We start from the raw sequence: 25,354 nt of genomic DNA, 5'->3' as shown, positions 1-25,354 counted from the left end.
TCAAACGAGCCGTCGCCCGCGAAATGTTCCAACTTCTCACCCAGAAAACTGCCACTTGACACTCATAGGAGCATCACATGCGGCGAAGCCGCTCAGGCGTGCTTGGCGACCAGATCGCCGACGCGCGGCAGTGCCTCGGTGACGTTCTTCTTCGCCGAGCCACGCAGGCTGCCGTAGAACTTCTTGACGACGGACTTGTCCGTCTCCTCGATGCGCGCATCGGTGACCGAGAGCAAAGCGTCGGACGCGGCATCTCCGTTGGCAGCAAGGTACTCACCGAACGTGCCCTGCGGGGCAGCGTTGTACGACTGCCAGAACGGATCGAGCTTGTCGACGAAATCGGGCCACAGAGCCGAGACCGCATTGTCGATGTAGGACGGACCGACCTTCTTCACTGCGCCGTAGCCCCCCTTGACCGCGAGGCCACTCGCGCCCTTCTTGTCGGCTACCTCGGCGTCGATCAATGCCAATACGTCGACGCGCAGAGCGTCGGCCTTCGACTCGTCGAGCAGCGAATCCTTCAGTGCAGCAACCACTTCGAACTTCCTCCCAGATGTGTCGGCGGCCCCACGCGGACCGGGCGCAACACTACCGCAGCAGTGCGTGGCAGCGCCGCACTCGCTCGATCCACCACTGGGTGCGCTCGGCGTCGGCACCGAGTTCGATCAACGCGTGCGGATCCGGCTCGACGCTCTGGACCGGATACGTTCCGTCGACCACCTCGGGTGCCGGTGCGACGTCGCGAACGAACAGGCTGCCCGTCCCCAGTCCGCAGGCGAATTCGAGATGCGGCAGCGCGGCGGCAGCGGCGAGCCCGGAGGCGATGCCCACAGCCGAATCGAGTGCACTCGACACGACCACCGGCACGCCGTACTCCCCCAGTTCGCCGGCCAGTTCGAGCAGTGCGCGCATGCCGCCGAGCGGAGCGACCTTGAGTACCGCGATGTCCGCGCCGCCGGCCCGCACGACCTTCATCGGGTCCTCGGCCCGACGGATGCTCTCGTCCGCGGCCACCCGAACTCCCGGAGCCCGGCGGCGCAGCTCGACGAGCTCGGCAACCGTGGCGCACGGCTGCTCCGCGTATTCGAGTGGCCCGTCCGCAGTGAGAGCAACCAACGCAGTGACTGCCTCGTCGACGGTCCAGCCCCCGTTGGCGTCGATCCGCACCCGCGGCACCAGCTCGCGCACCGCACGAACGCGAGCCACGTCGTCGGCCAGGCTCTGCCCCTTCTCGGCCACTTTCACCTTCGCCGTTTCGGCCCCGGGTGAGCGGCTCAGCACGCCCGCCACATCGGAGGCGTCGACCGCGGGCACGGTCGCGTTGACCGCGATGCGTCGACGCACCGCATTCGGTGGGCCCTCCCACGCGGCCTCGATCGCCGACGCCAACCACGGGGCGGACTCGACGTCGTCGTACTCGGGGAACGGAGAGAATTCACCCCACCCACCGGGACCACGAATCAACATCACCTCACGGGTGGTGATCCCACGGAACTTCGTCCGCATCGGCATCGAGAGCACGTGCGCACCGTCGAGCAGATCGTCGATCGGGGGAATCATTGCTGCCCCGGGAGCAACTGCACCATCAGTGCCTCGCAGTCGGCGAGCAGGTTGCCGTCCAGATCCGTCAGCCTCGCGCTGATGAACGTCTTACGACCCTCCACCTTGTCCACGGCACCCTCGACGACCAACTCGGTGTTCAGGGGGGTCACCTTGCGGTAGTTGATGTGCAGATATGCGGTCCGGCTGATGGGCCGACCGTAGGCGTGCTGGATCAGGCCGAAGAGGTCGTCGAACAGCAGCGGAAGGGTGCCGCCGTGCGCGGCGGCGTTGCCACCGAGGTGGAAGCGACGGAACATGCCACGGCTACGGACGCCGTCGGCTGCGAATTTCTCGATGATCCACGGCGGCAGCAGCAGCGAACCACGGCCCGGCAGAGCAGGTACCCGCCCCGCGGTCTGCTTGCCTTCGGCGACCACGTGCGGCTCCAACAACTCGATCAATTCCCGAGTCTTGCTCGCGGCTGCCTCGGTGACGTCTGCGGGCAGCGACGTGGACACCGCGAGATCCTGGACCGTGCGCAGTGCCTCGAGCAACTGCCCGTATTCCGGCCCCACCTTCGCCGGAACGAAACGCGGGAAGCCGCCGTGGTGGTCGTAATCGGGGTCGGAACTGCGGTCGAGCTGCATCGGATCGGTCATGACCTGCACGCTAGCTGCATCGCCCGGCCGCAGCGGATTCAGCCCTCGCCACCGTTAAGCTGGCCCACGTGACCTTCACTCCCGCACTGTGGCGTCCCGTTCCCGGCTTCGAAGATCTGACCGACATCACCTATCACCGCCACGTGTCCGACGCGACCGTGCGGGTGGCGTTCGATCGTCCCGAGATTCGCAACGCTTTTCGGCCGCACACCGTCGACGAGCTGTACCGCGCGCTCGAACACGCTCGCGTGAGTTCGGACGTGGGAACGGTGCTGCTCACCGGCAACGGGCCGAGCAGCAAGGACGGCGGCTGGGCGTTCTGTTCCGGCGGCGATCAGCGCATTCGCGGACGAAGTGGCTACCAGTATGCGGACGGTGAAACGGCCGAGACGGTCGACAAGGCTCGCGCGGGCCGACTGCACATTCTCGAGGTGCAGCGGCTGATCCGCTTCATGCCCAAGGTCGTCATCTGCCTCGTCAACGGGTGGGCAGCGGGTGGCGGGCACAGCTTGCACGTGGTGTGCGATCTGACGCTCGCGAGCCGCGAGCACGCTCGCTTCAAGCAGACCGACGCCGACGTGGGCAGCTTCGACGGTGGTTACGGCAGTGCGTACCTGGCCAAGATGGTCGGGCAGAAGTTCGCCCGAGAAATCTTCTTCCTCGGCGAGACGTACTCGGCCGAGGAAATGCACCGCATGGGCGCGGTGAACAAGGTGGTCGATCACGCCGAACTCGAGAACACCGCCATCGAGTGGGCCGCGAAGATCAACGCCAAGTCGCCGCAGGCGCAGCGGATGCTCAAGTACGCGTTCAACCTGCAGGACGACGGTCTCGTCGGCCAGCAGTTGTTCGCCGGTGAAGCCACCCGGCTGGCATACATGACCGACGAGGCCGTCGAGGGACGCGATGCGTTCCTGGAGAAGCGCGAGCCCGACTGGTCGCCGTTTCCTCGATATTTCTGACGCTTCGTGACCCCGAACTCACATCACCGCGATCGCGGTACTGCCGCGGGTGCTCTGTGGGCCTGGTTCACGCAGCCGTACGACTACCGCTGGATGGCGGACTTCCAGAACTCGCGGCCCACCGGAAAGCTCATCCGATGGGTGATGGCGATCCTGACGCTGAACTACGGCGCTCTGGCGGTGGTGGCCCTCTTCTCCGACGGTGCCACGCGGAACGCCGCGGCAATCGGCTGGAAGGCATTCCTGGTCGTCATGGCGGTGGCGGTCGCGGCCGCGTGGATCGCCAAGCCGTTCCCGGGTCGCCTCGGGGTGGTGGCATTCGCGGTGTTCGCCGATCTGGGCACCGCGTCGTCGATCCTCGTCAACCCGATCGCCGACGCGATCCTGACGTGCGCGCTGTTCGCCGTCATCGGCACCTTCTGCACGTTCTTCGTCAGCCCACGGTGGCTGGTGGCTCACCTGATCTTCTCGGTGGCGTGCACCGTCGCTGCCGCGGCGGCGACATACCGCACCGGCGACGTGGACGTCGCGTCACTGATCTTCCGGACCGACGTGGTGTTGCTCGCGATCGCCGGGGTGCCGCTCACCTCGCATCTGTTGGTCACCGTGTTGACCGACGACGCCCGTAGTTCGTTGCTCGACCCGCTCACCGGGTTGCTGAATCGGCGCGGACTCGAATCGGTGATCCACGATGTCTGGTTGCTCGGCCGCGAGGAGGATCGCTGCTCGGCCGTCGTGGTCGTGGACATCGATCGCTTCAAAGCCGTCAACGACGACTACGGGCACGAGGAGGGAGACGCCGTCATCGTTCGCGTCGCCGAGCGTCTGGGCGTACACATGGGTAGATACGGCGTGATCGCGCGCACCGGCGGCGAGGAATACCTCGCCGTGGTCTCGACGTCGCGCCTGCACATCGATGCGTTGATCCACGGTGTTCGACGAGCCATGCGCGATCCCGACGACGGCGTCGCCGTGACGGTCAGTGTGGGGGCAGCCATCCTGCACGCGAGTTCACCCCTGTGGGAGCAGAACCTCGACCTCGTGACGCGGGCGATGCGGGTGGCGGACTCGGTGATGTACGAGGCCAAGGCAGCCGGCGGAAACCGGATCGTCACGACGGTGCTGTGACGCCACTGATCCGGGTCGTTCCGCAGGCTCCACTCTCGCTGTGACCATCCTGCGGCAGTGATGGTCGGTTGCGTGATATCCATGCGTGGTGGACATCCTCGCTGCACGTACCATCCTGCGCCCGGTCGACTACCGGAAGACCCTCGAGTTCTATCGAGACGGCCTGTCTCTTGCGGTGTGCCGTGAATATCCCGGCGGCACGGTGTTGTTCGCAGGCCAAGGGTTGATCGAGATCGCAGCGCACGGCGGCACCGAGGAGCCGGGATCGTTCTCCGGGGCACTGTGGCTGCAGGTTCGCGACATCGATTCTGCCACAGCGGAATTGGAGCAGGCCGGCATTGCGATCGTGCGGGCGGCGACCACCGAACCCTGGGGGCTCATCGAGATGTGGATCGAGGATCCCGACGGAATCCCCATCGTGCTGGTGCAGATTCCGCAGGACCACCCACTCCGCCGGGATACTCGCTAGCCACCCGAGACGGTTCGCAGTACCGCCGACGCCGATTGCGGCCTCGACCACAGATATCCCTGCGCCAGAGTGCATCCGAGATCGAGAGCGGCGTCGGCCTGAGCTCGACTTTCGATCCCCTCGACGATCATCGTCAGCTCCAAATCCTTGGCGACCGAGGCCAACGACTTGATCATCGCCCGACCGGCCACGGTGTCGATGAACCGCGTCAGATGTCCGTCGATCTTGATGCCGTCCGGTTGCAACGTCACCAAGCGTTCGAGAGACGACCAGCCGGAGCCGAAGTCGTCGAGCAGGACGCGGAAACCCAGCCGGTGCACGTCGTCGATGTGCTTGCGCAGCAACGGCCCTGGCGTCACCGACGAGGTCTCGGTGAGTTCGAGCGAAATGGATTTCGGGGACACCTCGGTCGACGCGATCGCGCGTTCGAGTTGGCCGACGCCGTCCGGATGCGCCAGATGACGTCCGGAAATGTTGACGGTCAGCCGCAGGTCCGGTCGGTGTACGTGCCACTTCTTCATCTCCGCGGCTGCCTGCGCGAGCACGCTCAGATCCACGTCGATGATCAGTTCACTCGCCTCGGCGAACGGCACGAAGTCCGCGGGCACCACCAGACCCCGAGTGGGATGGTGCCAGCGCGCCAATGCCTCGAAGCCGACTATCTCCTCTGTCCGTAGGTCCACGATCGACTGGAACCACGGGACGATGTGACCGTCGGCGAGGGAGTCGGCGATGTCGTTGTCGCTGCCGAGTCGGGTGGATCCCGAGCCGACCCGCCGATGCAGATCGAGCTGCTCTTCGAGGACGGACGCGAACTGTTCGAGCTCCTGCATCTGGTCGTTGGAGAGGGGCCTCGAGGTGCGGTCGAGCAAGCACAGAGTGCCGATCACCAGACCTTCTCGTCCGCGAAGCGGAACCGAGGCATAGGACTCGATGCCGTTCTCGTCGAGCAGCGCGCGTTGCCGGGTGGTGGCATCGACCCGGCCGTGGGCGACGACCGCAGGCACTCCCGTGCGCACCACGTCGTCACACAGGGTGTCGGCCCGCACCACGGTGGACATCGGTGGACCACCGATGTTGACCAATGTGTACTGGGTGTCCTCGTCCAACACGTTCAGCTGGGCGATGGCGAATCCGACACTGCGTGCCGCGAATTCGACGGTGGAGCGCAACGCGGGTGTGGTTGCTTCCAGATCGAGGTAGCGGCGAGCCGAGTCGCTCTGCCGCCGGGACTGGGAGCGTGCGGTGTCGTGCACCTCACCGTCCACCAGCATCTCCTCGCAGCCGACATCCGGGCACGCTCTCGACCCGGGTGGAACCGAGTTTAACCGTGCACGAACGGCAGACCGCAGGCAAACCCCATCTCGAGCTCGTCACAATGCCGGGAAGCGTGTGTGCAGGAGCCGATGACGCAACACAGCCGCAGCCACCCGTGCGCCTTCGTCGGTTGCGACGCGGTTGTCGGCCGAGCGGAACGCTCCGAGAGCGTCGAGTTCTGCGATCAACGTGTCCGCCAGAGTCTCGGCGTGCTCCGACTCCGGCTCCTCCCCCGCATGGGTCCATCCCTCCGCACGCAACAGTCGAGCCGAATCGTCGGCCGTCGCCTGCGCGTCGGCGATGTCGTTGCCCAGGATCATCCGGGCCAGGAGAACCTCCGCCGCGATCGAGTCGGGGTGGTAGTCACTGCCGACTATTCCCCCGGTGAGCACGCGCCACAATCCGTCCGAGCTCAGCTGCCGGGTGCGCGTCGTCGGAACCAGCCTGCCTGCGGATCGACGCATCAACCGAAGTCGCATCACCAGGCGCCGGAGAGCGAGAACCTTGTCGGTATCGAGTTCGCGTCCGACGAACTGCGGACGCTCGGCTACCGGAAAGACGGTGCGAGCGATCCGCGCCACCAGATCGTCCGGCAGATACCCGGCATCGGTCAGCGCCACGCCGTCGCCGATGCACCCGATGAAGCTCTCGAGTCTGCGCACGCACCCGTACACCGGCTCGACTGCCTCGTGCAGCGCCTCGCGCAAGCCCAGGTAGAGCTCGGCGCGTGGAGCGCTGTAACTGCTCCACAGTTCGATGCGGTGGTCGAGAAGTTGTTCGAGCAGAACGTCGTCGGTGCCGTTCTTGCCCTGATCCGAGGTCAGCACCGCGTCGGTCACGCCGCGGCGACGCGTCGCCCGTGCGGTGACTCCCAGCGGCCTGCCACCGGGCTTCGACGGCTCGAACTCACCGGCAATGGTCGCCACTTCGAGTGTCTCACCGATCTTTTCGACGATGGCCCGCTCGACCCCGGTCGGAGCGTCCTGCCACGTCACCAACTCGGTGTCGACTGCTCCGATACCGGATTGCTCGGTGGCGGCGCGATACTGCTGCAGCCAGATCGCATCGTCGGTGGCACGTACGAGCTCGTCCGTCACGCCGCTGCGTGCGATCTCCGCATACGCGACGCGTCCCAGCCGCTCGAGCAGATCCCCGAGCGCTCGGGCGATGTCGACGGCCCGATCGGGGCCCTCGGCCGCGTGGCGCAGATAGATCCACAGAAATGTCTGTACGGAATGCTGTGTCGGCCCCGCAGGCGGCGACACCGCGGCCAGTCCGTCCCACCCGAGCCGGGCGTCGGCGGCAAGAGCCGGATCGACGGAATCGAAGTACGACAGGGCGGCCGACACCGCATCATCCATACCGGATCCCTTCACGTCGTCCACTGTTCCACAATGCTTCGACCGGAGGAGACCACCGTCGTGCGCTACGCCACAGACGAAGTGGACATATAAGGCAAAAAGGTGAACTGGAGGTGAACTGGAGACGACTTCGCGGCACCCGAGAAGAACACTTCGCAAGAAATTTCCGCGAATGGCCGTTCGTGTCCCACACTTTCCACCGTGAGCGCTGAATTTCTCGTACTTCTCGTGGTGGTCGTGACGGCCCTGGCCTTCGACTTCACCAACGGTTTCCACGACACCGCCAACGCCATGGCGACGTCGATCGCAACGGGGGCATTGAAGCCCAAGGTCGCGGTCACCCTGTCTGCCGTCCTCAACCTGGTCGGCGCCTTCCTGTCCGTAGAGGTCGCAGCCACCGTCGCGAAGGGGATCGTCAATCTCGGCGACACCGGCGGCCAGGCCCTGCTGACCATCATCTTCGCCGGCCTCGTCGGCGGCATCCTGTGGAACCTCGCCACCTGGCTGCTCGGCATCCCGTCGAGCAGCTCGCACGCACTGTTCGGCGGCCTCATCGGTGCCACCATGGCGGGCCTGGGAACCAGCGGCGTCGTGTGGGACGGGGTGTGGAGCAAGATCGTGTTGCCCGCCGTGCTGGCCCCCATCGTCGCCGGCCTCGTCGCCACCGTCGGTACCTGGATCATCTACCGCATCACCAACGCAGTTCCCGAGAAGTCCAAGGAGCGCGGATTCCGGTGGGGCCAGATCGGTTCGGCCTCACTCGTCTCGCTCGCCCACGGCACCAACGACGCCCAGAAGACGATGGGCGTGATCTTCCTGGCGCTCGTCGCCTACGGGACTGTCTCGCCGGACGCCGAGATGCCCCTGTGGGTCAAGGTCACGTGCGCCCTCGCCATCGCGTTGGGCACCTACCTCGGCGGCTGGCGCGTCATCCGCACCCTCGGTAAGGGCCTCGTGGAGATCGCATCCCCGCAGGGCATGGCAGCCGAGTCCTCTTCTGCCGCAATCATTCTGACGTCGAGCCACCTCGGCCTCCCGCTCTCGACCACGCAGGTCGCGACCGGCTCGATCCTCGGATCGGGACTCGGAAAGCCCGGTGCCGCCGTGCGCTGGAACGTCGCAGGACGCATGGCCGTCGCCTGGGTCATCACCTTGCCGCTCGCCGGCGTGGTCGGCGCCGCATGCTGGCTGCTCGCCCACACGATCGGCGGTCTGCCCGGCATCCTCGTGGTCTTCGCCATCCTCGTCGGCCTGGCCACCGTCATGTACATCCGCTCGCGCCGCGAACCCGTCGATCCGGACAACGTGAACGCCGAATGGGACGGCGGACTCGTTCCTGCCGCCGCCGAAACCGACTCCCCCGCGAAGGTCTGAACATCATGGAAACCCTCAAGCACACACTCGATTCGCTCTGGCAGGTCGTTCTCGTCGGCCTGCTGCTCGGTGCCGGACTGCCCGCGATCTTCGCTTTCGGACTCAAGGCACTCTCGGTCGGTGAGCCCTCGGACGAGGCCACTGCCTCGGGCACCACACGCGTGGCCCGACCCGCAGTCGCCACCGCCGCGGCCGTCCTCTGTTTCGCAGTGGTCGTCGTCGCCATCGTGGCCGGAATTCTCTTCATCATGAAGAACTTCCTCGACAGCACATTCGGCATCTCCGTCTTCTGACACACCCGAGAAGGGGTACAGCTCTCATGACCGACTCCACCAAGACCGCATTCCCGGCCTCGGTGCTCGAATGGCTCCGAGCCGGATACCCCGAGGGCGTTCCGCCCAAGGACCGATTCCCGCTCGTCGCCCTTCTGCGCCGCGCCGCACTCACCGACGCTCAGGTGCAAGAGATCGTTCTCGAACTCGTCTCTCCCGCCACCGGCGCACTCGACGACGGTGCCATTTCGACCGAGGAGATCGCGACGTACATCCGCGACCAGATCGACGCCGAGCCGACGGCCGAGGACATCTCCCGTGTCTCGGCACGACTGGCCGCCGGTGGCTGGCCGCTCGCGGATCCGGCTGCCCTGTAAGACCATGGCGGTCCCGTCGTTCCTCCACTCGATCGTCGAGTGGCTCCGCGGCGGGTATCCCGACGGGGTACCCGAAGCGGATTACGTTCCCCTCCTTGCCCTTCTGAATCGGCGACTGTCCGACGACGAAGTGCAGTCGGTGATGGATGCCCTCATCGCCGACGGCCAGTTACCTGCCGACAAGGCCGGAATTTCCGTCACCATCACCAAGGTCACCAACGAGCTGCCCCGAGAAGAGGACGTCAATCGGGTGCGCGCGAACCTCGCCGCCGGGGGTTGGCCTCTGGCCGACCCGTTCACGATCCGGCGCAAGGACTAATCTCGCCAGTGTGCTCGAGAGCGTTCCCATTCCAGCAGGCTCGGCCGCGGCAGACATCCTGCCGCGGCTGAGCCGTCTGCTGGCCGGCGACGGCCCGGCCGTCCTCCCCGTCCCCGCCGACGATCCACGCGAGATCCGTCGCCTGCACGACGCGTTGGCCCCCGGAACCCCCATCGACGACGACGTCGCATTGGTCGTCGCGACATCCGGGACGACGGGAATTCCCAAGGGTGCCATGCTGTCTGCGTCCGCACTGGTCGCGTCGGCGACGGCAACCGAGGAGCGCCTCGGCGGCCCCGGCTCGTGGCTGCTGGCTCTGCCAGCACACCACATCGCCGGGATGCAGGTGTTGCTGCGCAGCGTGCTCGCCGGCACGTCGCCGGTGATCATGGACGTCTCTGCCGGCTTCGACCCGGCCGCCTTGATCGAGGCCGTGGGACGGATGTCGGGTCCGCTGCGCTACACCTCCCTGGTGCCCGGCCAGTTGGTCAAAGCACTCGAGAACCCCGAGGCCACTGCTGCACTGGCATCGCTGGACGCCGTGTTGCTCGGCGGCGCTGCCACGCCGATTCCGTTGCGCGAGAGAGCCATTGCCGCGGGCGTTCGATTGGTACGCACCTACGGCATGAGCGAAACCGCGGGCGGCTGTGTGTACGACGGAGTTCCGTTGCACAGCACCGTCGTTCGGATCGACGACGGACGAGTGGTTCTGGGCGGGCGGACTCTGGCCTCGGGCTATCGCGGATTACCGGACCATCCGGCATTCGCCGAGCCGGGATGGTTCCGCACGGACGACGCAGGCACGATGATCGACGGGGTGCTGAGCATCACCGGTCGACTCGACGAGGCCATCTCGACGGGCGGCTTGACCGTCGTACCGCAGGTGGTCGAAGCCGCGCTGGCAACGCATCCCGCTGTCCGAGAGTGCGCTGTCGTCGGATTGCCGGATGAGCGCCTCGGCCAGAAAGTGGTGGTAGCAGTGGTTGCCTCTGCGCCGGTGACGTTGACGGAGTTGCGCTCTCACGTAGAGCAGTCGCTCGATGCCACCGCTGCACCGCGGGAGCTGTTCCTCGTCGACGCACTTCCGACCCGAGGCCCGGGCAAACTGGACCGCGCGGGATTGCGAGCCGCGTTGGCGGCGCGGTGAGAGCACCCGACACGCGTATCCGTCAGAAGACGATTCGACCGTCCTCGAGTCGCACCACTTCGTCGGCCGCGGCCAACACCTCGGGATCGTGAGACACACACGCAACGGCAACTCCGCGCATCGTCTCCTCACGCATGACGGCTCGAATCCGTTGTCCACTGGCGGCGTCGAGACCTGTCGTGGGTTCGTCGAGCAACAGGAGATCGGCCCGGCGGGCCACACCCTGAGCCAGTAGGGTGCGCTGACGCTGCCCTCCGGACAGGTCGGCGAACGGCATGCCGGTCAGTTCCGCGATGTCGAGGCGCTCGAGGGCGTCGCGCACCGATGCCCGAGCCTCGGTGTTCATCGGACGCCACCGGCCGAGGCGTCCCCACGCACCCACTGCCACGACATCCCATACGGTCAACGGCAACCGATCCGGCACAGCAGCGCGCTGCGGAACGAATGCAATTGCGCGAGTTGCGCTTCGGGTCCCGCCCGTCAGTGGCCGGGTGCCGGCGACCACCTCGAGCAACGTGGACTTGCCGGCACCGTTCGGCCCTGCGATGGCCATGAGCCGACCGGGTAACAGGTCCAGATCGACGCCTGCGAGTGCCGTGTGGCCGGAGAACTCGACGCGGACGCCCCGGAGGCGAGCGAACTCGGACGACGCGCTGACAGCTGAGGTGTTCACATTGCCACTATACGATTTTGAATATCGTTATCAATCTCATTAGGCTCCCGAATGTGCCATTTCAGACAATCGACGCGCTGTTCGAGCCGTTCGCCCTCGGTTTCGTACAACGCGCCCTGTTCGGCGGAGCCCTGGTCGCCGTGCTGTGCGGGGTGGTCGGAACGTGGGTGGTGATCCGCGGCATGGCATTTCTGGGTGAGGCGCTCGCACACGGAATGCTGCCCGGTGTCGCTCTCGCGACCGTTCTCGGAGTTCCGGTGATGATCGGCGGCGCACTGAGCGCGGTCGCCATGAGCCTCGGGATCACCGCGCTGCAACGCCGCGGAACACTGTCCTACGACACGAGCATCGGGATGTTGTTCGTGTCCATGTTGGCGCTCGGCGTCATCGTCATCTCCCACTCGGGGAGCTTCGCCACCGACGCCACGTCCATACTGTTCGGCGACATTCTTGCCATCTCGCACACGGACCTCTATCTCCTGGCCGGATCGGCCGCACTCGGAGTCGCCGTCGCGGCGCTGTTTCATCGACCGCTGGTCGCCGTTGCGCTGGACCCCCGAATTGCCTCCGTGCTCGGACTCGGGCCTCGCTCGGCCCAAGCAGTTCTCGTCGCACTCGTGACGCTGGCAGTCGTCGCGTCGTACCAAGCCGTCGGCTCGCTGCTGGTCGTCGGACTGTTGCTCGCCCCTGCCGTCGCCGCCGGGCAGTGGACCACCCGCATTCCCACTCGAATGCTGTTGGCGGCCGTCCTCGGCGTGCTGTCCGTGTTCGGCGGCCTACTGATCTCCTGGCACGCGGCCACCGCCGCCGGTGCCTCCGTGGCGGCGACCGCGATCGCGGTGTCCGGCCTGTCGTACGCGATACGCAGTGCCGTCACCGCCATCCGTCCTCGCCCCACTTCACCCGAAAGGAACACGTGCGCCCCCGCATCCTGACCACCACAATCGCCGTCGGTGCCCTCGTTCTCGCATCGACGGCCTGTTCCTCGGAGACGAACGTGCCGCGCACAGACGAACCCACAGGCGGAGGCCACGGGGCAATAGCCGGTGCCGCCGAACTCGCCGAACCGCGGCTCGGGCTCACGTCCGTGGACCCGACGGGGCGGGTGTCCCATCTCGATCTGCTCGACGACACCGTCACCGATCTCGGGACCATCGGAGCCCCGCAGGCTCTACACACCGACGGCCGCTACCTGTTCGTGCAGACCGACGCGGGCGTCGAGATCGTCGACAGCGGGGTCTGGACCTGGGACCACGTCGACCATTTTCACTACTACCGCAGCGAGCCTCGACTGCTCGGCACGGTCGGCGGCTCAGGTACGGCAACCGTTGCCACGTCCAACCTTTCGACTTCGGGAGGTACCGGACTGTTCTTTGCCGACTCCGGCGAGGCTGTGCTGCTCGACACCGAGGCCCTGTCGAAAGGCACAGTCGTGGAACGATTCCGAAAGGTCACCACGCCCGGTGCCGGAATGGTCGTTCCCGTCGGCACTTTCGCGCTCGTGACCGAGGGATCCGGACCGTCGACCTCGGTCGTCGGGTACACCGCCGACGGCGAACGCACCGGGCCGGTCGAGCCGTGCCCGCAGGCCCGCAGCACGATCACCACCAGGGTTGGCGCCGTGATCGGGTGCGCAGACGGCGCACTGCTCGCCTCGGCCACCGGTGACGAATTGGCGGTCGAGAGAATCCCCTACCCGGCCGGCGCCACCGCCGCGGCAGCGACGTCGTTCGACAACCGCGAGGGCCGCCCCACGGTCGCAGGTTCTGCCTATGCAGAGGGCATTTGGATACTGGATACCCGCGAACGATCGTGGTCCCTACTCCCGGCACCGGCACCCCTGGTACACGTCACCGCCGTGGACGATGCGGACGAGCACGTGCTGGCCCTCACCGAGGATGGCCGGGTCCTGGTATTGGACGGCAACAACGGAGCAATCCTGGCCGAAACCGAACCGCTGGTGGCCGAATCACTCGAGGCCGGCGCGTCCCCGACCCTCGTCGCCGACGATCAGCGCGCCTATCTCAGCGCCCCGACCGAACGACGGCTGTACGAGATCGACTACGCCGACGGTGCCCGCATAGCGCGGACCTTCGACACCGCGACCGAACCGGCCTTCACCGCGGAGACCGGACGATGACGAGCGGACGCGTCGGCCGTTTCTCATCGGCAGTGGCGATAGCCGCAGCAATCGGACTGTGCCTGAGCGGCTGCTCCGCCGACGGTGACGACCGCCCGGTGGTGATCGTGTCCACGAACATCCTCGGCGACGTCGTGCAGCAGCTCGTCGGCGACGAGGCAGACGTGGTGACGCTGATGAAGCCGAACGCCGACCCGCATTCCTTCGAGATCTCGGCGCAGGAAGGTGCCCGCCTACGCACGGCAGACCTGATCGTCTCCAATGGTCTCGGCCTCGAGGAAGGTCTGCAGCAACACCTCGACGAGGCAACGGCGGAGAACGTGCCCACCTTCGTCGCGGGCGACGCCATCGACGTCCTCGAGTACACGGAAGGGGACGCCGCAGGCAGTCCCGATTCGCACTTCTGGACCGATCCCGCGCGCATGACAGCCGTCGTCGATGCCCTCGAGCCGGCGCTCGCCGGGTTGGACGGTGTCGATTCTGCCGAAATCACCGACCGCACAGCAGGTTATCGGCTGCAGTTGAAGGGGCTCGACGACGACATGAGCGCCACCTTCGCTGCGATCCCGGATCAGCGCCGCGCACTCGTCACCAATCACCATGTATTCGGTTATCTCGCAGACCGTTTCGATTTCACGGTGATCGGGGCAGCCATTCCCGGCGGCACCACCCTGGCGGCACCGTCTGCTTCCGATCTGGCCGAACTCGTCGGAGCCATCGAGAAGACCGGTGTTCCCGCGATATTCGCGGAATCGTCTTCTCCGGATCGTCTCGTCCAGGCCTTGGCGAGTGAGGCCGACATTCGTGTCGCTGTGATCGAACTGTTCACCGAATCCCTCACCGCACCCGACGGCGGTGCCCCCGACTACCTCACCATGATGCGCGTCAACACCGAGCGCATCTCCGATGGACTCACCAGCTGACCGATTCGTCACACAGAAAAGGAACAATCATGCGTATCAACGATTTTCGAAGGGCGAGCGTCACCGCGCTCGCCCTCGGTGCGGTAGCGACCCTGGCGGCGTGCTCCTCCGGCACCACCCCCGCCGCCGAATCCACAGCGATTGCGGCCGGGCCACGGGTCGCAGTGTCCTACGAAGGCGGCCTTCGGGTGCTCGACGCCGACACGTTCGAGACCGTCGCTGATTTCGACTCCGAGGAGTACACGCGCCTCAACCTCGCCGGTGACGACCGCAACGTCATGGTCACCACGAGCGAGGGCTTCCGTGTGCTCGACACCGCGGCCGGGACGACCGAGCAACCGCAACTGACCGACACCGTCTTCGAAGCCGAGAAGCCCGGTCACGTCGTACGACACGGCGGCAAGACCATCCTGTACGCCGACGGCACCAGCGACACCACGATCTTCGACACCGCAGCGCTCGAATCCGCAGACGGGCTTCCGGAGACCGAGAGCATCCCCGGTGTCGACGCGCACCACGGCGTCTCGATCGTCCTCGAAGACGGCACGTTTCTCACCACGGTCGGGAACTCGAACGGCCGCACCGGCATCGAGGTTCGTGACGCATCGGGAGCGGTCGTCGCCAAAAACGATCAGTGCCCCGGCGTCCACGGAGAGGGAACAGCGGAAGGCGAGATCGTCGTCTTCGGTTGCGAGAACGGCGCTCTGATCTACGACAAGGGCCAGATAACCAAGCTCGACGCTCCGGACCAGCCCTACGGGCGGACGGGCAACGCGTACGTGAGCGAGACCAGCCCCCTCATCGTGGGAGACTACAAGGACGACCCGGACGCAGAGGGCTCACTCCTGCACGCGGTCACCGTCATCGACCCCGCGGCCAAGACCCTCGACGTCGTGAAGCTCCCCGACGGTGCCGAGTACACCTGGCGCGGAGTCGCCCGAGGCCCCGGCGACCTGGCCTACATCATCGGATCGGACGGCGCAGTCCACGTATTCGATCCGACGACAAAGACATTCACCGCCTCGTACCCCGTCATCGACGCCTGGGAAGGTCCCGCGAAATACCAGGACGCCCACCCCGGCATCTCCATCGCGGGTGACACCGCCTACGTCACCGAACCGGCCGGCAACAGCATCCACGCCGTCGACCTCACCACCGGAAACGTCACCGAGAGCAAGCAACTCGATGTCACGCCCAACGAATTCGTCGTCGTGACTGCCTGACCCTGCAACCCGGGGACGCAGAAATCCACTCTGCGTCCCCGGGTTCGGCTACCCCGTCCGATCCGGCGGACCGTCGACCACAGGTGTGCCTTGGTGATGCACCAGTTCCCATCCATCGGAGGTGCGTCGCCAGATCGATGATCGACGGGCTCGACGTCCCGACCGTCGTGACGTCCACTGCACCAGAACGACACCCACGTCCAGTATCCGTCCGGAGAGATCGTGGACCTCGATGATGCCGTCGGCCGCACTTTCTCCGCCCAACAGCTCGAGTATCGACTGCTTGGTCCACACCACCCCCGACGCTCCGATCTCGACGAAATCGTCCGCGAGCAGAGCCACGAGTCTGCTTCTGTCACCCCGTGTCTCGGCACGTTGCAACTTCCGCTCCAGCTCCAACACCTGGCCGACCTCGTCGTTCTCCGGCACCGATGTCAACCCGCCATTTTCTCGTACAGCCGCTCGACGTCGGCGTCGGACCATCCCGCCGGTTCGAGGATGTCGGCCCACATGCGCACTGCGTCGGCTCCGTAGCTGTGGCCGTGCCCGTCGTCGACGTCGGTGGAGAACACCTGGTCGAAGGTCAACTGCCAGAACGTCACGAACGGAAACCACTGCACTCCCGGGTCGACGTCGGTGCCGCGGGGTTCCCGTAACCAGTCGGGCTTGCCGAGGATCAGATCGGGTGACCACCACACGATGGGGTCGGATGCGTGCTGCCAGTACACGATTCGCGGCTCCTCCCACGGACCGCCGATGTCGAGATCACCGGAAGACCCGGCGAAACGGACGTGTTCGCCGTCGTCGATGACAGGCAGGATCTCGCGGGAACCGGCGTCGCGTCCACCGGTGATGCGGGCCCACTGAGGAGTGAAGTTCGGGTTGCCAACCCACAGGGCACCGTCGATACGCGCGATCATGTCCTGCGCACCGCTGAACGCATCCTGGCCACCGTAGGCGCCGAGACTCTCGCCGAACAGCACCAACTTGGGTCGCGAGCCCTCCGGGAGTTCGCTCCACACCGCGTAGATCGCCTCGAACAGCGCACGACCGGCATCCTGCGGGGTCTGACGATCGGCCAGAAACGCCATAGGACTCGGCAGGAACGAGTACTGCATCGACGCAATCGCCGAATTACCGTCGTACAGATACTCGAGAGGCCCGGCCACGGATTCGTTGACCCATCCGCGTCCGGTAGTGGTCGCGACACCGAGCACGGCCCGGGAGAACGCACCCGTGCGTTCGAGCTCCGCGACCACCCGGTCTGCGACGCCCTCTACGGTGTCGGCCGACTCGACTCCGGCGTACACCCGGATCGGTTGCACCGCAGGCCTTCCGGTGAAGTCGCCGATCTCGTCGGGCGATGCCCCGGAGACCACGAAGCGTCGCCCCTCCTGGCCCAACGAATCCCATTCTTCGTTCGACGCATCGGACCCCGAAAGTTCTTCTGCACCAGGCTTTTCCACACCCTCGTGGTTGCCGCGGTCGGCGGTCGACGCCGACTTCTCCGCAACGGCCACTATGCCCCGGATCAGGGCACCGTTGACGGCGAACACCACCAGCAGTGCAACGACGATCACGCTGGCGATCCGCGCCACCGGCTTCGGAACGTACTGCTTACCCCATCGCGTCAGTGCCCGGGTCGCTCTGCGCAGCAGGCGGCCCAGAGCAAGCACCGCCACCGCTACCACCACCGAGAGCACCAGCACCGCGAGGTAGAGCGGCCGGCCTGGGTCTTCCACGCCGACGAGCTTGCGCACGATCTGCTGCCACCACGATCCGAGGATCAGGAACAGCGGAATCACCACCATCGCAGCCACGACCAACGCCCACCACCCACGTCGACGCCACCGGTCCGACCAGTCCGGTGCCACCCCGCAGAGCCTGACCACCCAGGCGATCAGGCACCCCACGCCGTACCCGATCGCAACACTGATTCCGGTGGCCACAGCCTGCAGGTACCACACGCGGGGCAGCAGAGACGGAGTCATCGACAGCGCGAAGAACACCAGAGCGAAGAACGAACCGACGGGATGCAGTGAGCGGCAGTACCGATCCGCCCGCGAATCCTGCCAGTACGAACGTATCGAGGCAGACCGCTGTGTGGTCACCCGCCAATCGTAAATGGCCGCCGACTGGGTCGTACCCACTACGACGTGCAAGCATTCACAGCATGAGTGTTCTGGTCTGCTTCCACGCGCATCCCGACGACGAAGTGTTCGGGACCGGCGGCGTCATGCGGCTCGCGGCCGACGCCGGCCACCGCGTCGTCCTGGTGACGGCCACCGACGGTGCCGTCGGCGAATATCCCGCCGGCATCCTCGCCGACGGCGAGACGTTGGCCGAGCGCCGACACATCGAACTCGATCGGTCGGCTGCCGTCCTGGGCGTCGCGCGCGTCGTCCGCTTGCACTATGCCGATTCCGGGATGGCCGGCACGCCGGAGAACGGCAACCCGGAGGCGTTCTGCAACGTCGACGTCGACACCGCGGCGCAGCGATTGGCGGACATCCTCAGCGAGGAGCACGCCGACGTCGTCACCATCTACGACCCGAACGGTGGATACGGCCACCCCGACCATATTCAGGTGCACGTCGTCGGCAAGCGCGCGGCCGAGATCGCCGAGACCCCGTACGTGTACGAGACGACCACCAACCGTGACCACATGCGCAGGTTGATGGAAGCCAATCCCCACTGGGGCGAAGAGGCGTCACCACCGGACATGGAGACGTTCGGGTTGCCCGAAACCGAGATCACCACGGTCGTCGACGTGTCGAGCGTGATCGCGGCGAAGCGGGCTGCGATGGAAGCGCACGAGACTCAGGTCGGCGATTTCGGACCGTTTCTCGCAATGCCCATCGAGCAACTGACCACTGCGTTCGGCCTCGAATGGTTCCGCAAACTGAGGGGCACCGGCGGCGTCGGCCTGACGGAGACCTCACTCCCGCTCTGACACGACAGCCGACGCAAGCGTGACGTACGCGTCGTGCAAGCGGCCGGGGCAATTCTTGCCCCATGACAACTCCAGCCATCGAGGCCGAGAGCCTCGTCAAGACATTCGGTAAGCAACGCGCGGTCGACGGCGTCAGTCTGACCGTTCCCACCGGGGCCGTGTACGGCGTACTCGGCCCCAACGGGGCAGGCAAGACCACGACGGTACGCATGCTCGCCACCCTGCTCCGACCCCACGGCGGCTCTGCCCGCATCTTCGGTCACGACGTCGTCGCCGACGCCACCGCGGTCCGATCGTTGGTCGGCGTGACAGGCCAGTACGCGTCGGTCGACGAGGACCTCACCGCCACCGAGAATCTCGTCGTGTTCTCGCGTCTACTCGGGCTCGGCAGACGCGAGAGCAAAGCCAAAGCCGTTGCGCTGCTCGAAGAATTCGGCTTGACCGACGCCGCGTCGAGACCGTTGAAAATGTTCTCCGGCGGTATGCGTCGTCGACTCGATCTCGCCGCGAGCCTGATCTCGGCTCCGCCACTACTGTTCCTGGACGAGCCGACCACCGGCCTCGATCCCCGGACCCGTGCTCAGATGTGGGACACCATCCGTCGTCTCGTCGCCGAAGGGTCGACGGTCCTGCTCACCACGCAATATCTCGACGAGGCCGACCAACTGTGCGATCGCATCGCAGTCATCGACCACGGCCGCGTCATCGCCGACGACACTGCCGACGGGCTGAAGTCCTCGGTCGGAACGTCGTCGCTGGCACTGACCCTCACCGACCGCAGCCAGATAGACGATGCCCGAGCGATCGTCGCTCGGCAACTCGGTGTCGAGGTCACCGTGAGCCCCGAGGCAGCACGGCTCACCGCCCCGATGACCGAGACCTCGGCCACGCCGGACATCCTGATCCGGTTGCGCGACTTCGGTATCGACGTCAGCGAGATCACAGTCACCAAACCCAGCCTGGACGAGGTCTTCCTGACCCTCACCGGCAAGAGTGCAGACGAGGACGCAGCATGACCATCACCGTTACCCACGACGCCCCGACGACCATCGACCCCGCCGACCGGCACGTCCCGAAGTACATAGGTCCCGCCCGAACGGCCGCACAGTCGGTCACGATGGGTTACCGCGGACTGCTCAAGCTCCGCCACAATCCCGAACAGCTCACCGACGTGGTGCTGTTACCCGTCATCTTCACATTGATGTTCAGCTACATCTTCGGCGGTGCCGTCGCCGGCGACGTCACGTCGTATCTTCCGATGATCGTGCCGGGCATTCTCGTTCAGACGGTCATCACCGGCTCGGTCGTCACCGGGACTCAGCTACGAGAAGACATGGACAAAGGCGTCTTCGACCGGTTCAGATCGCTGCCGATCGCTCGAATAGCCCCGCTCGCAGGGGCATTGATGGCCGACGTCGTCCGCTACCTCATTGCCGCAGTCGTCACCTTTCTCACCGGCTTCGCGATGGGATACCACCCGGCAGGCGGAGTACTGGGTCTCGCGGGAGCGATCCTGCTCGTCATGGTCTGCGCATGGGCCATCAGCTGGATCTTCGCACTCCTGGGCACCCTGATGAGCAAAGCCTCGTCCGTACAGGGCATTTCGATGATGGTGCTGTTCCCCCTGACGTTCCTGTCGAACGCCTTCGTCGACACCTCGACGATGCCGAACTGGCTCCGGTCGTTCGCGAACATCAACCCCGTCTCGCACCTGGTGACAGCGGTGCGCGAGCTGGCCAACAACGGACACGTCGGCATCCACGTCGTCTGGTCACTCATCGGTGCCGCGGTCATCGTCGCTGCCTTCGCCCCACTGACCGTCAGGTCCTACATGCGCAAGGCCTAGCGAAGCGAAAGCAACCTCAGAATCTCCTGCAGTGCAGCATGTCTGGTCATCCCAGCAGCCCGGGCAATACCGGAATCGACCGCACGGTCGCCGGTGATCGCCCGGGCTGCGGTCACGTGCCGATCGATCCGCATCGACGGAAAGTCCTGTCGCCCCACCGCTCGGTTCGACGCCGCCAACAACTGCAGACCCAGCTCTCGGTCACCACAGTGCACCTCGAAAGAACCCACCGCGCAGGCGACGGCACCGAGCATCGGAATATCGTAGAAACCGCCTGGCATCAGCTTGTTCCACGGTGTGCGCAGCAGATGCTCCACCGCACCGCGCACATCCTCGGCGCGTCGGTGCAACACATGTGCGCCCACGGCTGCACACACCAGGATCGACATGAACGGATCGGTCGGATCGTCCGACGGCCACCCACCCATCGCCAGCGCCTCACGAAACAGCGTCAACCCCTGCTCGATCGAACCGTCCTCCAGATCCGCGGCGGCTCGCGCCGCAGTCAAGGACGCCGATGTGGACCTCTGCTGGGCTCGATCCCATCGAGCACCGACACCGTCGCCGTCACGCTCCGCGGTCTCTGCACCCCCATCGACGAACCACTCCGGTTGCCCTGTGGGCGAGGACAATTCGTCGATCAACGGCCGCGCCTCGGCAACCCGTCCCGCGCCGATCAAGGCCATCGCAAGGAAGGTTCGGGTCTGCACGCTCTCCTCGTACGCGTGCATCTCCCACATCACATCGGCGGCCGTCCGGTAGTACTCGGCCGCGCGAACGTGGTCACCGGACAGACCGTACGAGCTCGCCAACGTCTGCGAGGTCGACCCGACAGCCCACAGGTCGCCCCGCCGCCGAGCGATACTCAGTGCGCGCTCGCCGTCCCTGATCGACTCGAACAACCGACCCGAGTTCTGCGCGAGCATGGACCGAACCACGTACGCGTTACAGCGCACATCCTCGTGTTCGGATCGACTGGCGAGGGCCAGCTTTCGGGCCAGCCCGCGGCCGCCCGTGTGATGGACCACCACCTCGCAATCGAACCGCAACCCCGGTGCCATTCCCGGCCTGGTGCGCAGGAGATGCCGTAAGTAGACCCGCATTCTCGCCACCTGGCGCAGGTTCCCGCCGTAGGCGAAGTGCGCCGCCAACACCAGCAGGCACATCGCGGCATTGTCGTCGGGTGTACCGGCGAGGCCGCGGCGCATACTGTCCTGCACCCGGCCGGCCCAGTTCAGCACCTCCGCGTGCGCGCCGCGCATGGCCCAGAAATAGCCCAACACCGAGAACAGTGTGCACACATTGTCCGAAACATCATGCGCGAAAGAATGTCTCATCACCGACAACAAGTTGTCGTGCTCGGCCTCCAACACCAGAACCATCTCGGCCGGTCGCCCAGCAGAGTAACCAGCCGACACCCGAACCGCGACGGCCTCGGACCACGAACGCACCCGTGCAGCAACCTCGGCCGCTTCCCCACTGACGTCGAGCTGCTCCTCACCGTACTCACGAACCGTCTCGAGCATGTGATAGCGGATTCCCAATTGCGTTTCGACAACGGTGAGCATGGACTGATCGACCAAACCGTCGACTGCAGCCGAAACATCCTCGACGTCGGCCCATTCCGCGACCAGACGTGCGGCCTCGAGATCGAAACCCGCCGGAAAGCGACACAGGCGTCGCAGCGCCGCCTGCTCGGTGGGGTCGAGCAGATTCCAACTCCAGTCGATCACCGCGTGCAGGGTCCGGTGCCGTTCGGGTCTGGTCCGATCGACCGAACGAAGCAGCGTGAAGCGCCGGTCCAATCTGGCGGCGATGTCCTCCACCGTCATCGATTTGACCCGCGCCGCAGCCAACTCGATCGCCAGCGGCAGCCCGTCCAACGACCTGCACAGCCGGGCGACCGCCTCGAGGTCGAGCGTCACAGAAGGGCGAACCGCACGCGCCCGGAGGCAGAACAGTTCCGTGGCAGGCGAATTCGGTCCGGCCGCACCGAGAGGCGGCAGCGGATACACCGATTCCGACGTCGACCCGATCGGAGAACGGGAGGTCGTCAACACCGTCACCGCATCGGTGGCCGAAACCAGGTTGTCCACCACCGCCGCAACCTCGTCGATCACGTGCTCGCAATTGTCGAGAACGAGCAGACCGGGCCGAGCCGAGAACGCGTCGGCCAGACGTTCCTGGATCGAATGGATCCGAGCGACCTGCAACCCTCCCACCAGATAGTCGGCCTCGGCCAGACCGAGAGTCGCAGCCACGGCCGATGCCACGTCCTCTCCGCTACGGAGCGAAGCCAACTCGACGAACGCCACCGGCATTCTCGCTGCGGCCCGACGCCCGAGCGCGTGCGCGATCCGCGTCTTTCCCGCCCCACCGGGCCCGAGCACGGTCGTCACGCGCGAGCCGGCCAGGATGTGTTCGATCGCGACGAGATCGTCGTCTCGACCGATGAGGGCATTGGGTGCGGCGCGCAATCCGCTGGTGTGCAACACCTTCGGAGCCGCGTCCATCTGTCGGAGAATGTCGGCGTTCACAGCGGTCGTCGCGGGCGACGGATCGGTTCCCAACCGCTGTGACAGTTCGGTACGCAGCGACGCGAACACCATCAACGCGTCGTTCGATCTACCTGCGCCGTGCAGAGCCCGCATGAGCTCGACGGCAGCGCCCTCGTCCGCTGGATCGGCCGCGACCCGAGCTTTCGCGAGCGGGATCACCTCGCCGAATCGTCGCAGGCCGAGCAGCGCTGCTGTCCGCAGGGATGTCAGGGCAGTCTCCACCGCGTCGGCCTCGACGCGGACGGCTTCAGGCGGCTCGCCGCGCCACAGGCCCAGTGCCTCGGTGACAGCGTCGAGGGCCTCCTGACACTGCCCGTCGTCGAGCATGTTGCCCGCTGCCCGGGCCAGGGCCTGCGCACAGGAGAGGTCGGTGTCCTCGGCACCGAGGAGCAACCGATAACCCCCGGGGCCGCCGGCCAATGCACCGTCGGGCAACACCGACCGCAACCGAGAGATCTGCGTCTGCAACGCATTCTTCGGAGATCGAGGGGGTTCGTCGGGCCACACGTCGTCGATGAGGGCCTGCGGTGATCGCGCCCGCCCCGGATGCAGCGCCAGAGACACGAGCAGGGACTGCGCTCGCGCACCGGGAACCGGCACCGAACGGCCGTCGACCGTCGCGGTGACCACGCCGAGAAGCCCCACCACCGGTTTGCCGGTCGTGGGGTCCGTCGTGTGGGGGTCGGAGATGTCACTGCGCACTGACATCAGATCGTAGGCCGCCCGTCGAGCACCCTCGACCTGACGTTCGGATTGTTTTGGACCTCTAATCAAACCTCGAGACGGTACAGTGTCCACGTCGCCGTACAGGAGAGGCCGGGTAGAGATGCGTTCGTCGGTAGGTGTGTCCTTGGGAACGTGCGGCATCCGCACGTCTCGGACGACCGAAGACGGCACCTGGACAGACGCCGCTCCCTTCGAAGACTGGCAGCTCTCCCCCTCCCCTCAGGACGTCGCGCGCGTCGTTCGCGGAATCGTCGACCGCCCGGATGCGCCGCAATCGTTGGGCGTTGCATACCGGACCGCCGACGAACGTGATCGCATCACGAACGCTCTGGCCGAGGAATACGTCTCGGACGTACATCTGATCGACGAGACCGACGCTGCACTCGAGTACCTACGTCCCGGCCTGGCCAGTCAGCACCGCACCATCGCCCTGTTCGACGCAGGCGAAACCGGTGTCGACATAGACATCGTCGACGTCGAGTCCGGCCGTTCCTACGGCTCGACTCGTACGACAGCGATCAGTGGGGCATCGTTCGACGCGGTGGTTCGGGAACACATACTGGGCCTCGGCATCGTGCGAGAGCCGCACACACACGACGAGGACACTGCTCTGACGGCATTCTGCCGCGGCATCAAAGAGGCACTGTCCACGCACGAGACCACCAGCACACCCGACGGCGAACACATTCTCCTCGAGCGCCACATCTTCGAGCTGTCGATCGCCCGGTTCACCGAACAGGCGGCCACCACGGTCCGCCAACTGGGGCTCGAAGCCGAGTTCTATCCCGACGCCGTCATCGCCATCGGCGGAACGAGCAACGTTCCTCTGGTCCGCACGACACTCGAACGGTTTCTGCAACTTCCGATCATCGTTCCCGAGCAACCGGAACTCGTCGTTGCAGGTGGGGCGGCCGTCCACGCTGCGCGCGTCGACGTCGACCGCATCGCGCCGGTCGTCTCGCACCGTCCGGCGCTGGCGCGGCTCGGACTGATCGCGCTCCCGATCGTGGGCGTCATCGCCGCCGTCGGACTGTTCTCGGGCCTGAGTTCCGAGAACGAAGACCAACCGCTGAGCACCCCGGCCAGCGTGGGCGAGGGCATCCGGCAGACCACGACACCGCCGGCTGCACGAACCACCACCGCGACACCGTCGCCGACCCCGGACGTCCCGGCCCCGCCGCCGACGTCCGCTGCACCACCTCCGGCCGCCGACAGCACGCCGTACGTGCAGTATCAACCGCACTACAACCCGCCGCCGCCGGCACCGGCTCCGACGGTGCCGCTTCCGCAGATCCCTGGTGTCCAGATGCCCGTCATCCCGCTGCCGGTACTGCCGCGTCTGCCGTTCTGACCGGCCGCGTCCACATCCTCCCGGCAGATACGGA

25 protein-coding genes are annotated in these 25,354 nt (G+C 66.1%); 16 read left to right on the top strand and 9 right to left on the bottom strand.

Annotation, left to right across the window (positions count from 1 at the left end; translation table 11 throughout):
* Window positions 1–92: 92 nt before the first annotated feature.
* The 3 genes from J2X62_RS21805 to J2X62_RS21795 are packed head-to-tail and all read right to left on the bottom strand — an operon-like array spanning window position 93 to window position 2,201.
* Window positions 93–536 (bottom strand): DUF6918 family protein, encoded by a 444-nt coding sequence (locus tag J2X62_RS21805; protein WP_027498296.1) that lies wholly within the window; start codon window positions 534–536, stop codon window positions 93–95.
* A gap of 52 nt (window positions 537–588) precedes the next feature.
* Window positions 589–1,560, bottom strand: a complete 972-nt coding sequence (locus J2X62_RS21800) for an o-succinylbenzoate synthase (RefSeq protein WP_027498297.1) — start codon at window positions 1,558–1,560, stop codon at window positions 589–591.
* Window positions 1,557–2,201, bottom strand: coding sequence for a PaaI family thioesterase (locus tag J2X62_RS21795; protein WP_027498298.1), 645 nt, complete (start codon window positions 2,199–2,201; stop codon window positions 1,557–1,559). Before J2X62_RS21795 ends, J2X62_RS21800 begins: the two co-directional genes overlap by 4 nt.
* Before the next feature lie 68 nt (window positions 2,202–2,269).
* Between J2X62_RS21795 and J2X62_RS21790 the strand changes: the two genes are divergently transcribed.
* The 3 genes from J2X62_RS21790 (at window position 2,270) to J2X62_RS21780 (ending at window position 4,760) form a co-directional block, all read left to right on the top strand.
* Window positions 2,270–3,163: a 1,4-dihydroxy-2-naphthoyl-CoA synthase gene (locus J2X62_RS21790; protein ID WP_027498299.1), complete on the top strand. Its 894-nt coding sequence runs from the start codon at window positions 2,270–2,272 to the stop codon at window positions 3,161–3,163.
* Between the two features lie 6 nt (window positions 3,164–3,169).
* Window positions 3,170–4,291 (top strand): GGDEF domain-containing protein, encoded by a 1,122-nt coding sequence (locus tag J2X62_RS21785; RefSeq protein ID WP_310183313.1) that lies wholly within the window; start codon window positions 3,170–3,172, stop codon window positions 4,289–4,291.
* An 88-nt stretch (window positions 4,292–4,379) separates the two neighbouring features.
* Window positions 4,380–4,760 (top strand): VOC family protein, encoded by a 381-nt coding sequence (locus J2X62_RS21780; protein WP_027498301.1) that lies wholly within the window; start codon window positions 4,380–4,382, stop codon window positions 4,758–4,760.
* Here J2X62_RS21780 and J2X62_RS21775 read toward each other — a convergent pair.
* A complete protein-coding gene (locus J2X62_RS21775; RefSeq protein WP_027498302.1) occupies window positions 4,757–6,028 on the bottom strand; it encodes an EAL domain-containing protein in 1,272 nt (423 codons plus the stop codon). The two genes, J2X62_RS21780 and J2X62_RS21775, sit on opposite strands and share 4 nt — an antisense overlap.
* 105 nt (window positions 6,029–6,133) lie before the next feature.
* The gene (locus J2X62_RS21770) at window positions 6,134–7,462 is read right to left on the bottom strand and encodes a hypothetical protein (RefSeq protein ID WP_230591124.1); all 1,329 of its coding nucleotides are present in this window, start codon (window positions 7,460–7,462) and stop codon (window positions 6,134–6,136) included.
* A gap of 177 nt (window positions 7,463–7,639) precedes the next feature.
* Here J2X62_RS21770 and J2X62_RS21765 point away from each other — a divergent pair, with 177 nt between their 5' ends.
* Genes J2X62_RS21765 through menE form a run of 5 tightly spaced genes read left to right on the top strand, consistent with a single transcriptional unit; the run spans window position 7,640 to window position 10,927 of the window.
* Entirely contained in the window at window positions 7,640–8,812 is a 1,173-nt protein-coding gene (locus J2X62_RS21765; protein WP_027498304.1) for an inorganic phosphate transporter, read from the top strand.
* A 5-nt stretch (window positions 8,813–8,817) separates the two neighbouring features.
* On the top strand, window positions 8,818–9,105 hold the full coding sequence (locus J2X62_RS21760) for a hypothetical protein (RefSeq protein ID WP_027498305.1): 288 nt from the start codon (window positions 8,818–8,820) through the stop codon (window positions 9,103–9,105).
* 26 nt (window positions 9,106–9,131) lie between these two features.
* The gene (locus J2X62_RS21755) at window positions 9,132–9,461 is read left to right on the top strand and encodes a DUF3349 domain-containing protein (protein ID WP_027498306.1); all 330 of its coding nucleotides are present in this window, start codon (window positions 9,132–9,134) and stop codon (window positions 9,459–9,461) included.
* A 4-nt stretch (window positions 9,462–9,465) separates the two neighbouring features.
* The gene (locus tag J2X62_RS21750; RefSeq protein ID WP_027498307.1) at window positions 9,466–9,780 is read left to right on the top strand and encodes a DUF3349 domain-containing protein; all 315 of its coding nucleotides are present in this window, start codon (window positions 9,466–9,468) and stop codon (window positions 9,778–9,780) included.
* Window positions 9,781–9,790: 10 nt separating this feature from the next.
* On the top strand, window positions 9,791–10,927 hold the full coding sequence (menE, locus tag J2X62_RS21745) for an o-succinylbenzoate--CoA ligase (protein ID WP_027498308.1): 1,137 nt from the start codon (window positions 9,791–9,793) through the stop codon (window positions 10,925–10,927).
* 22 nt (window positions 10,928–10,949) lie between these two features.
* On the opposite strand, the gene aztA is transcribed toward menE, so the two are convergent.
* On the bottom strand, window positions 10,950–11,600 hold the full coding sequence (aztA, locus tag J2X62_RS21740) for a zinc ABC transporter ATP-binding protein AztA (RefSeq protein ID WP_037219540.1): 651 nt from the start codon (window positions 11,598–11,600) through the stop codon (window positions 10,950–10,952).
* A 53-nt stretch (window positions 11,601–11,653) separates the two neighbouring features.
* On the opposite strand from aztA, the gene aztB reads away from it, so the two are divergent.
* Genes aztB through aztD form a run of 4 tightly spaced genes read left to right on the top strand, consistent with a single transcriptional unit; the run spans window position 11,654 to window position 15,886 of the window.
* Window positions 11,654–12,535, top strand: a complete 882-nt coding sequence (gene aztB / locus J2X62_RS21735) for a zinc ABC transporter permease AztB (protein WP_202595083.1) — start codon at window positions 11,654–11,656, stop codon at window positions 12,533–12,535.
* On the top strand, window positions 12,517–13,740 hold the full coding sequence (locus tag J2X62_RS21730; protein ID WP_310183304.1) for an ABC transporter: 1,224 nt from the start codon (window positions 12,517–12,519) through the stop codon (window positions 13,738–13,740). The genes aztB and J2X62_RS21730 overlap by 19 nt, the downstream gene beginning before the upstream one ends.
* On the top strand, window positions 13,737–14,663 hold the full coding sequence (aztC, locus tag J2X62_RS21725) for a zinc ABC transporter substrate-binding protein AztC (protein ID WP_032381266.1): 927 nt from the start codon (window positions 13,737–13,739) through the stop codon (window positions 14,661–14,663). The genes J2X62_RS21730 and aztC overlap by 4 nt, the downstream gene beginning before the upstream one ends.
* 29 nt (window positions 14,664–14,692) lie before the next feature.
* A complete protein-coding gene (gene aztD / locus J2X62_RS21720; RefSeq protein ID WP_027498312.1) occupies window positions 14,693–15,886 on the top strand; it encodes a zinc metallochaperone AztD in 1,194 nt (397 codons plus the stop codon).
* Between the two features lie 48 nt (window positions 15,887–15,934).
* Here aztD and J2X62_RS21715 read toward each other — a convergent pair whose 3' ends face one another.
* Window positions 15,935–16,315 carry a DUF4440 domain-containing protein gene (locus J2X62_RS21715; protein ID WP_027498313.1) on the bottom strand — a complete coding sequence of 127 codons (381 nt, stop codon included), beginning with the start codon at window positions 16,313–16,315 and terminating at the stop codon, window positions 15,935–15,937.
* 5 nt (window positions 16,316–16,320) lie between these two features.
* The gene (locus J2X62_RS21710) at window positions 16,321–17,973 is read right to left on the bottom strand and encodes an alpha/beta hydrolase (RefSeq protein ID WP_371832757.1); all 1,653 of its coding nucleotides are present in this window, start codon (window positions 17,971–17,973) and stop codon (window positions 16,321–16,323) included.
* Window positions 17,974–18,059: 86 nt separating this feature from the next.
* Between J2X62_RS21710 and J2X62_RS21705 the strand changes: the two genes are divergently transcribed.
* The 3 genes from J2X62_RS21705 to J2X62_RS21695 all read left to right on the top strand — a co-directional run bounded on the left by J2X62_RS21705 (window position 18,060) and on the right by J2X62_RS21695 (window position 20,685).
* On the top strand, window positions 18,060–18,839 hold the full coding sequence (locus J2X62_RS21705) for a PIG-L family deacetylase (RefSeq protein ID WP_310183296.1): 780 nt from the start codon (window positions 18,060–18,062) through the stop codon (window positions 18,837–18,839).
* 62 nt (window positions 18,840–18,901) lie between these two features.
* The gene (locus J2X62_RS21700) at window positions 18,902–19,855 is read left to right on the top strand and encodes an ATP-binding cassette domain-containing protein (protein ID WP_310183293.1); all 954 of its coding nucleotides are present in this window, start codon (window positions 18,902–18,904) and stop codon (window positions 19,853–19,855) included.
* A complete protein-coding gene (locus tag J2X62_RS21695; protein ID WP_310183291.1) occupies window positions 19,852–20,685 on the top strand; it encodes an ABC transporter permease in 834 nt (277 codons plus the stop codon). Before J2X62_RS21700 ends, J2X62_RS21695 begins: the two co-directional genes overlap by 4 nt.
* On the opposite strand, the gene J2X62_RS21690 is transcribed toward J2X62_RS21695, so the two are convergent.
* The gene (locus J2X62_RS21690) at window positions 20,682–23,951 is read right to left on the bottom strand and encodes a BTAD domain-containing putative transcriptional regulator (protein ID WP_310183288.1); all 3,270 of its coding nucleotides are present in this window, start codon (window positions 23,949–23,951) and stop codon (window positions 20,682–20,684) included. The genes J2X62_RS21695 and J2X62_RS21690 overlap by 4 nt on opposite strands.
* A 118-nt stretch (window positions 23,952–24,069) precedes the next feature.
* Between J2X62_RS21690 and J2X62_RS21685 the strand changes: the two genes are divergently transcribed.
* The gene (locus J2X62_RS21685) at window positions 24,070–25,320 is read left to right on the top strand and encodes an Hsp70 family protein (protein WP_135041254.1); all 1,251 of its coding nucleotides are present in this window, start codon (window positions 24,070–24,072) and stop codon (window positions 25,318–25,320) included.
* Window positions 25,321–25,354: the final 34 nt, after the last annotated feature.

Source organism: Rhodococcus sp. 3258 (genome assembly GCF_031456475.1).
Classification (GTDB): domain Bacteria; phylum Actinomycetota; class Actinomycetes; order Mycobacteriales; family Mycobacteriaceae; genus Rhodococcoides; species Rhodococcoides fascians.
Note: the sequence above shows the minus strand (reverse complement) of the source record. Positions and strands in the feature narration are given on the sequence as shown.

Coding starts and splice junctions, on each gene's coding strand:
- J2X62_RS21800 (WP_027498297.1), bottom strand. CDS start 1,560: ATGATTCCCCCGATCGACGATCTGCTCGACGGTGCGCACGTGCTCTCG.
- J2X62_RS21795 (WP_027498298.1), bottom strand. CDS start 2,201: ATGACCGATCCGATGCAGCTCGACCGCAGTTCCGACCCCGATTACGAC.
- J2X62_RS21760 (WP_027498305.1), top strand. CDS start 8,818: ATGGAAACCCTCAAGCACACACTCGATTCGCTCTGGCAGGTCGTTCTC.
- J2X62_RS21755 (WP_027498306.1), top strand. CDS start 9,132: ATGACCGACTCCACCAAGACCGCATTCCCGGCCTCGGTGCTCGAATGG.
- J2X62_RS21750 (WP_027498307.1), top strand. CDS start 9,466: ATGGCGGTCCCGTCGTTCCTCCACTCGATCGTCGAGTGGCTCCGCGGC.
- aztC (WP_032381266.1), top strand. CDS start 13,737: ATGACGAGCGGACGCGTCGGCCGTTTCTCATCGGCAGTGGCGATAGCC.
- aztD (WP_027498312.1), top strand. CDS start 14,693: ATGCGTATCAACGATTTTCGAAGGGCGAGCGTCACCGCGCTCGCCCTC.
- J2X62_RS21705 (WP_310183296.1), top strand. CDS start 18,060: ATGAGTGTTCTGGTCTGCTTCCACGCGCATCCCGACGACGAAGTGTTC.
- J2X62_RS21700 (WP_310183293.1), top strand. CDS start 18,902: ATGACAACTCCAGCCATCGAGGCCGAGAGCCTCGTCAAGACATTCGGT.
- J2X62_RS21695 (WP_310183291.1), top strand. CDS start 19,852: ATGACCATCACCGTTACCCACGACGCCCCGACGACCATCGACCCCGCC.
- J2X62_RS21690 (WP_310183288.1), bottom strand. CDS start 23,951: ATGTCAGTGCGCAGTGACATCTCCGACCCCCACACGACGGACCCCACG.
- J2X62_RS21685 (WP_135041254.1), top strand. CDS start 24,070: ATGCGTTCGTCGGTAGGTGTGTCCTTGGGAACGTGCGGCATCCGCACG.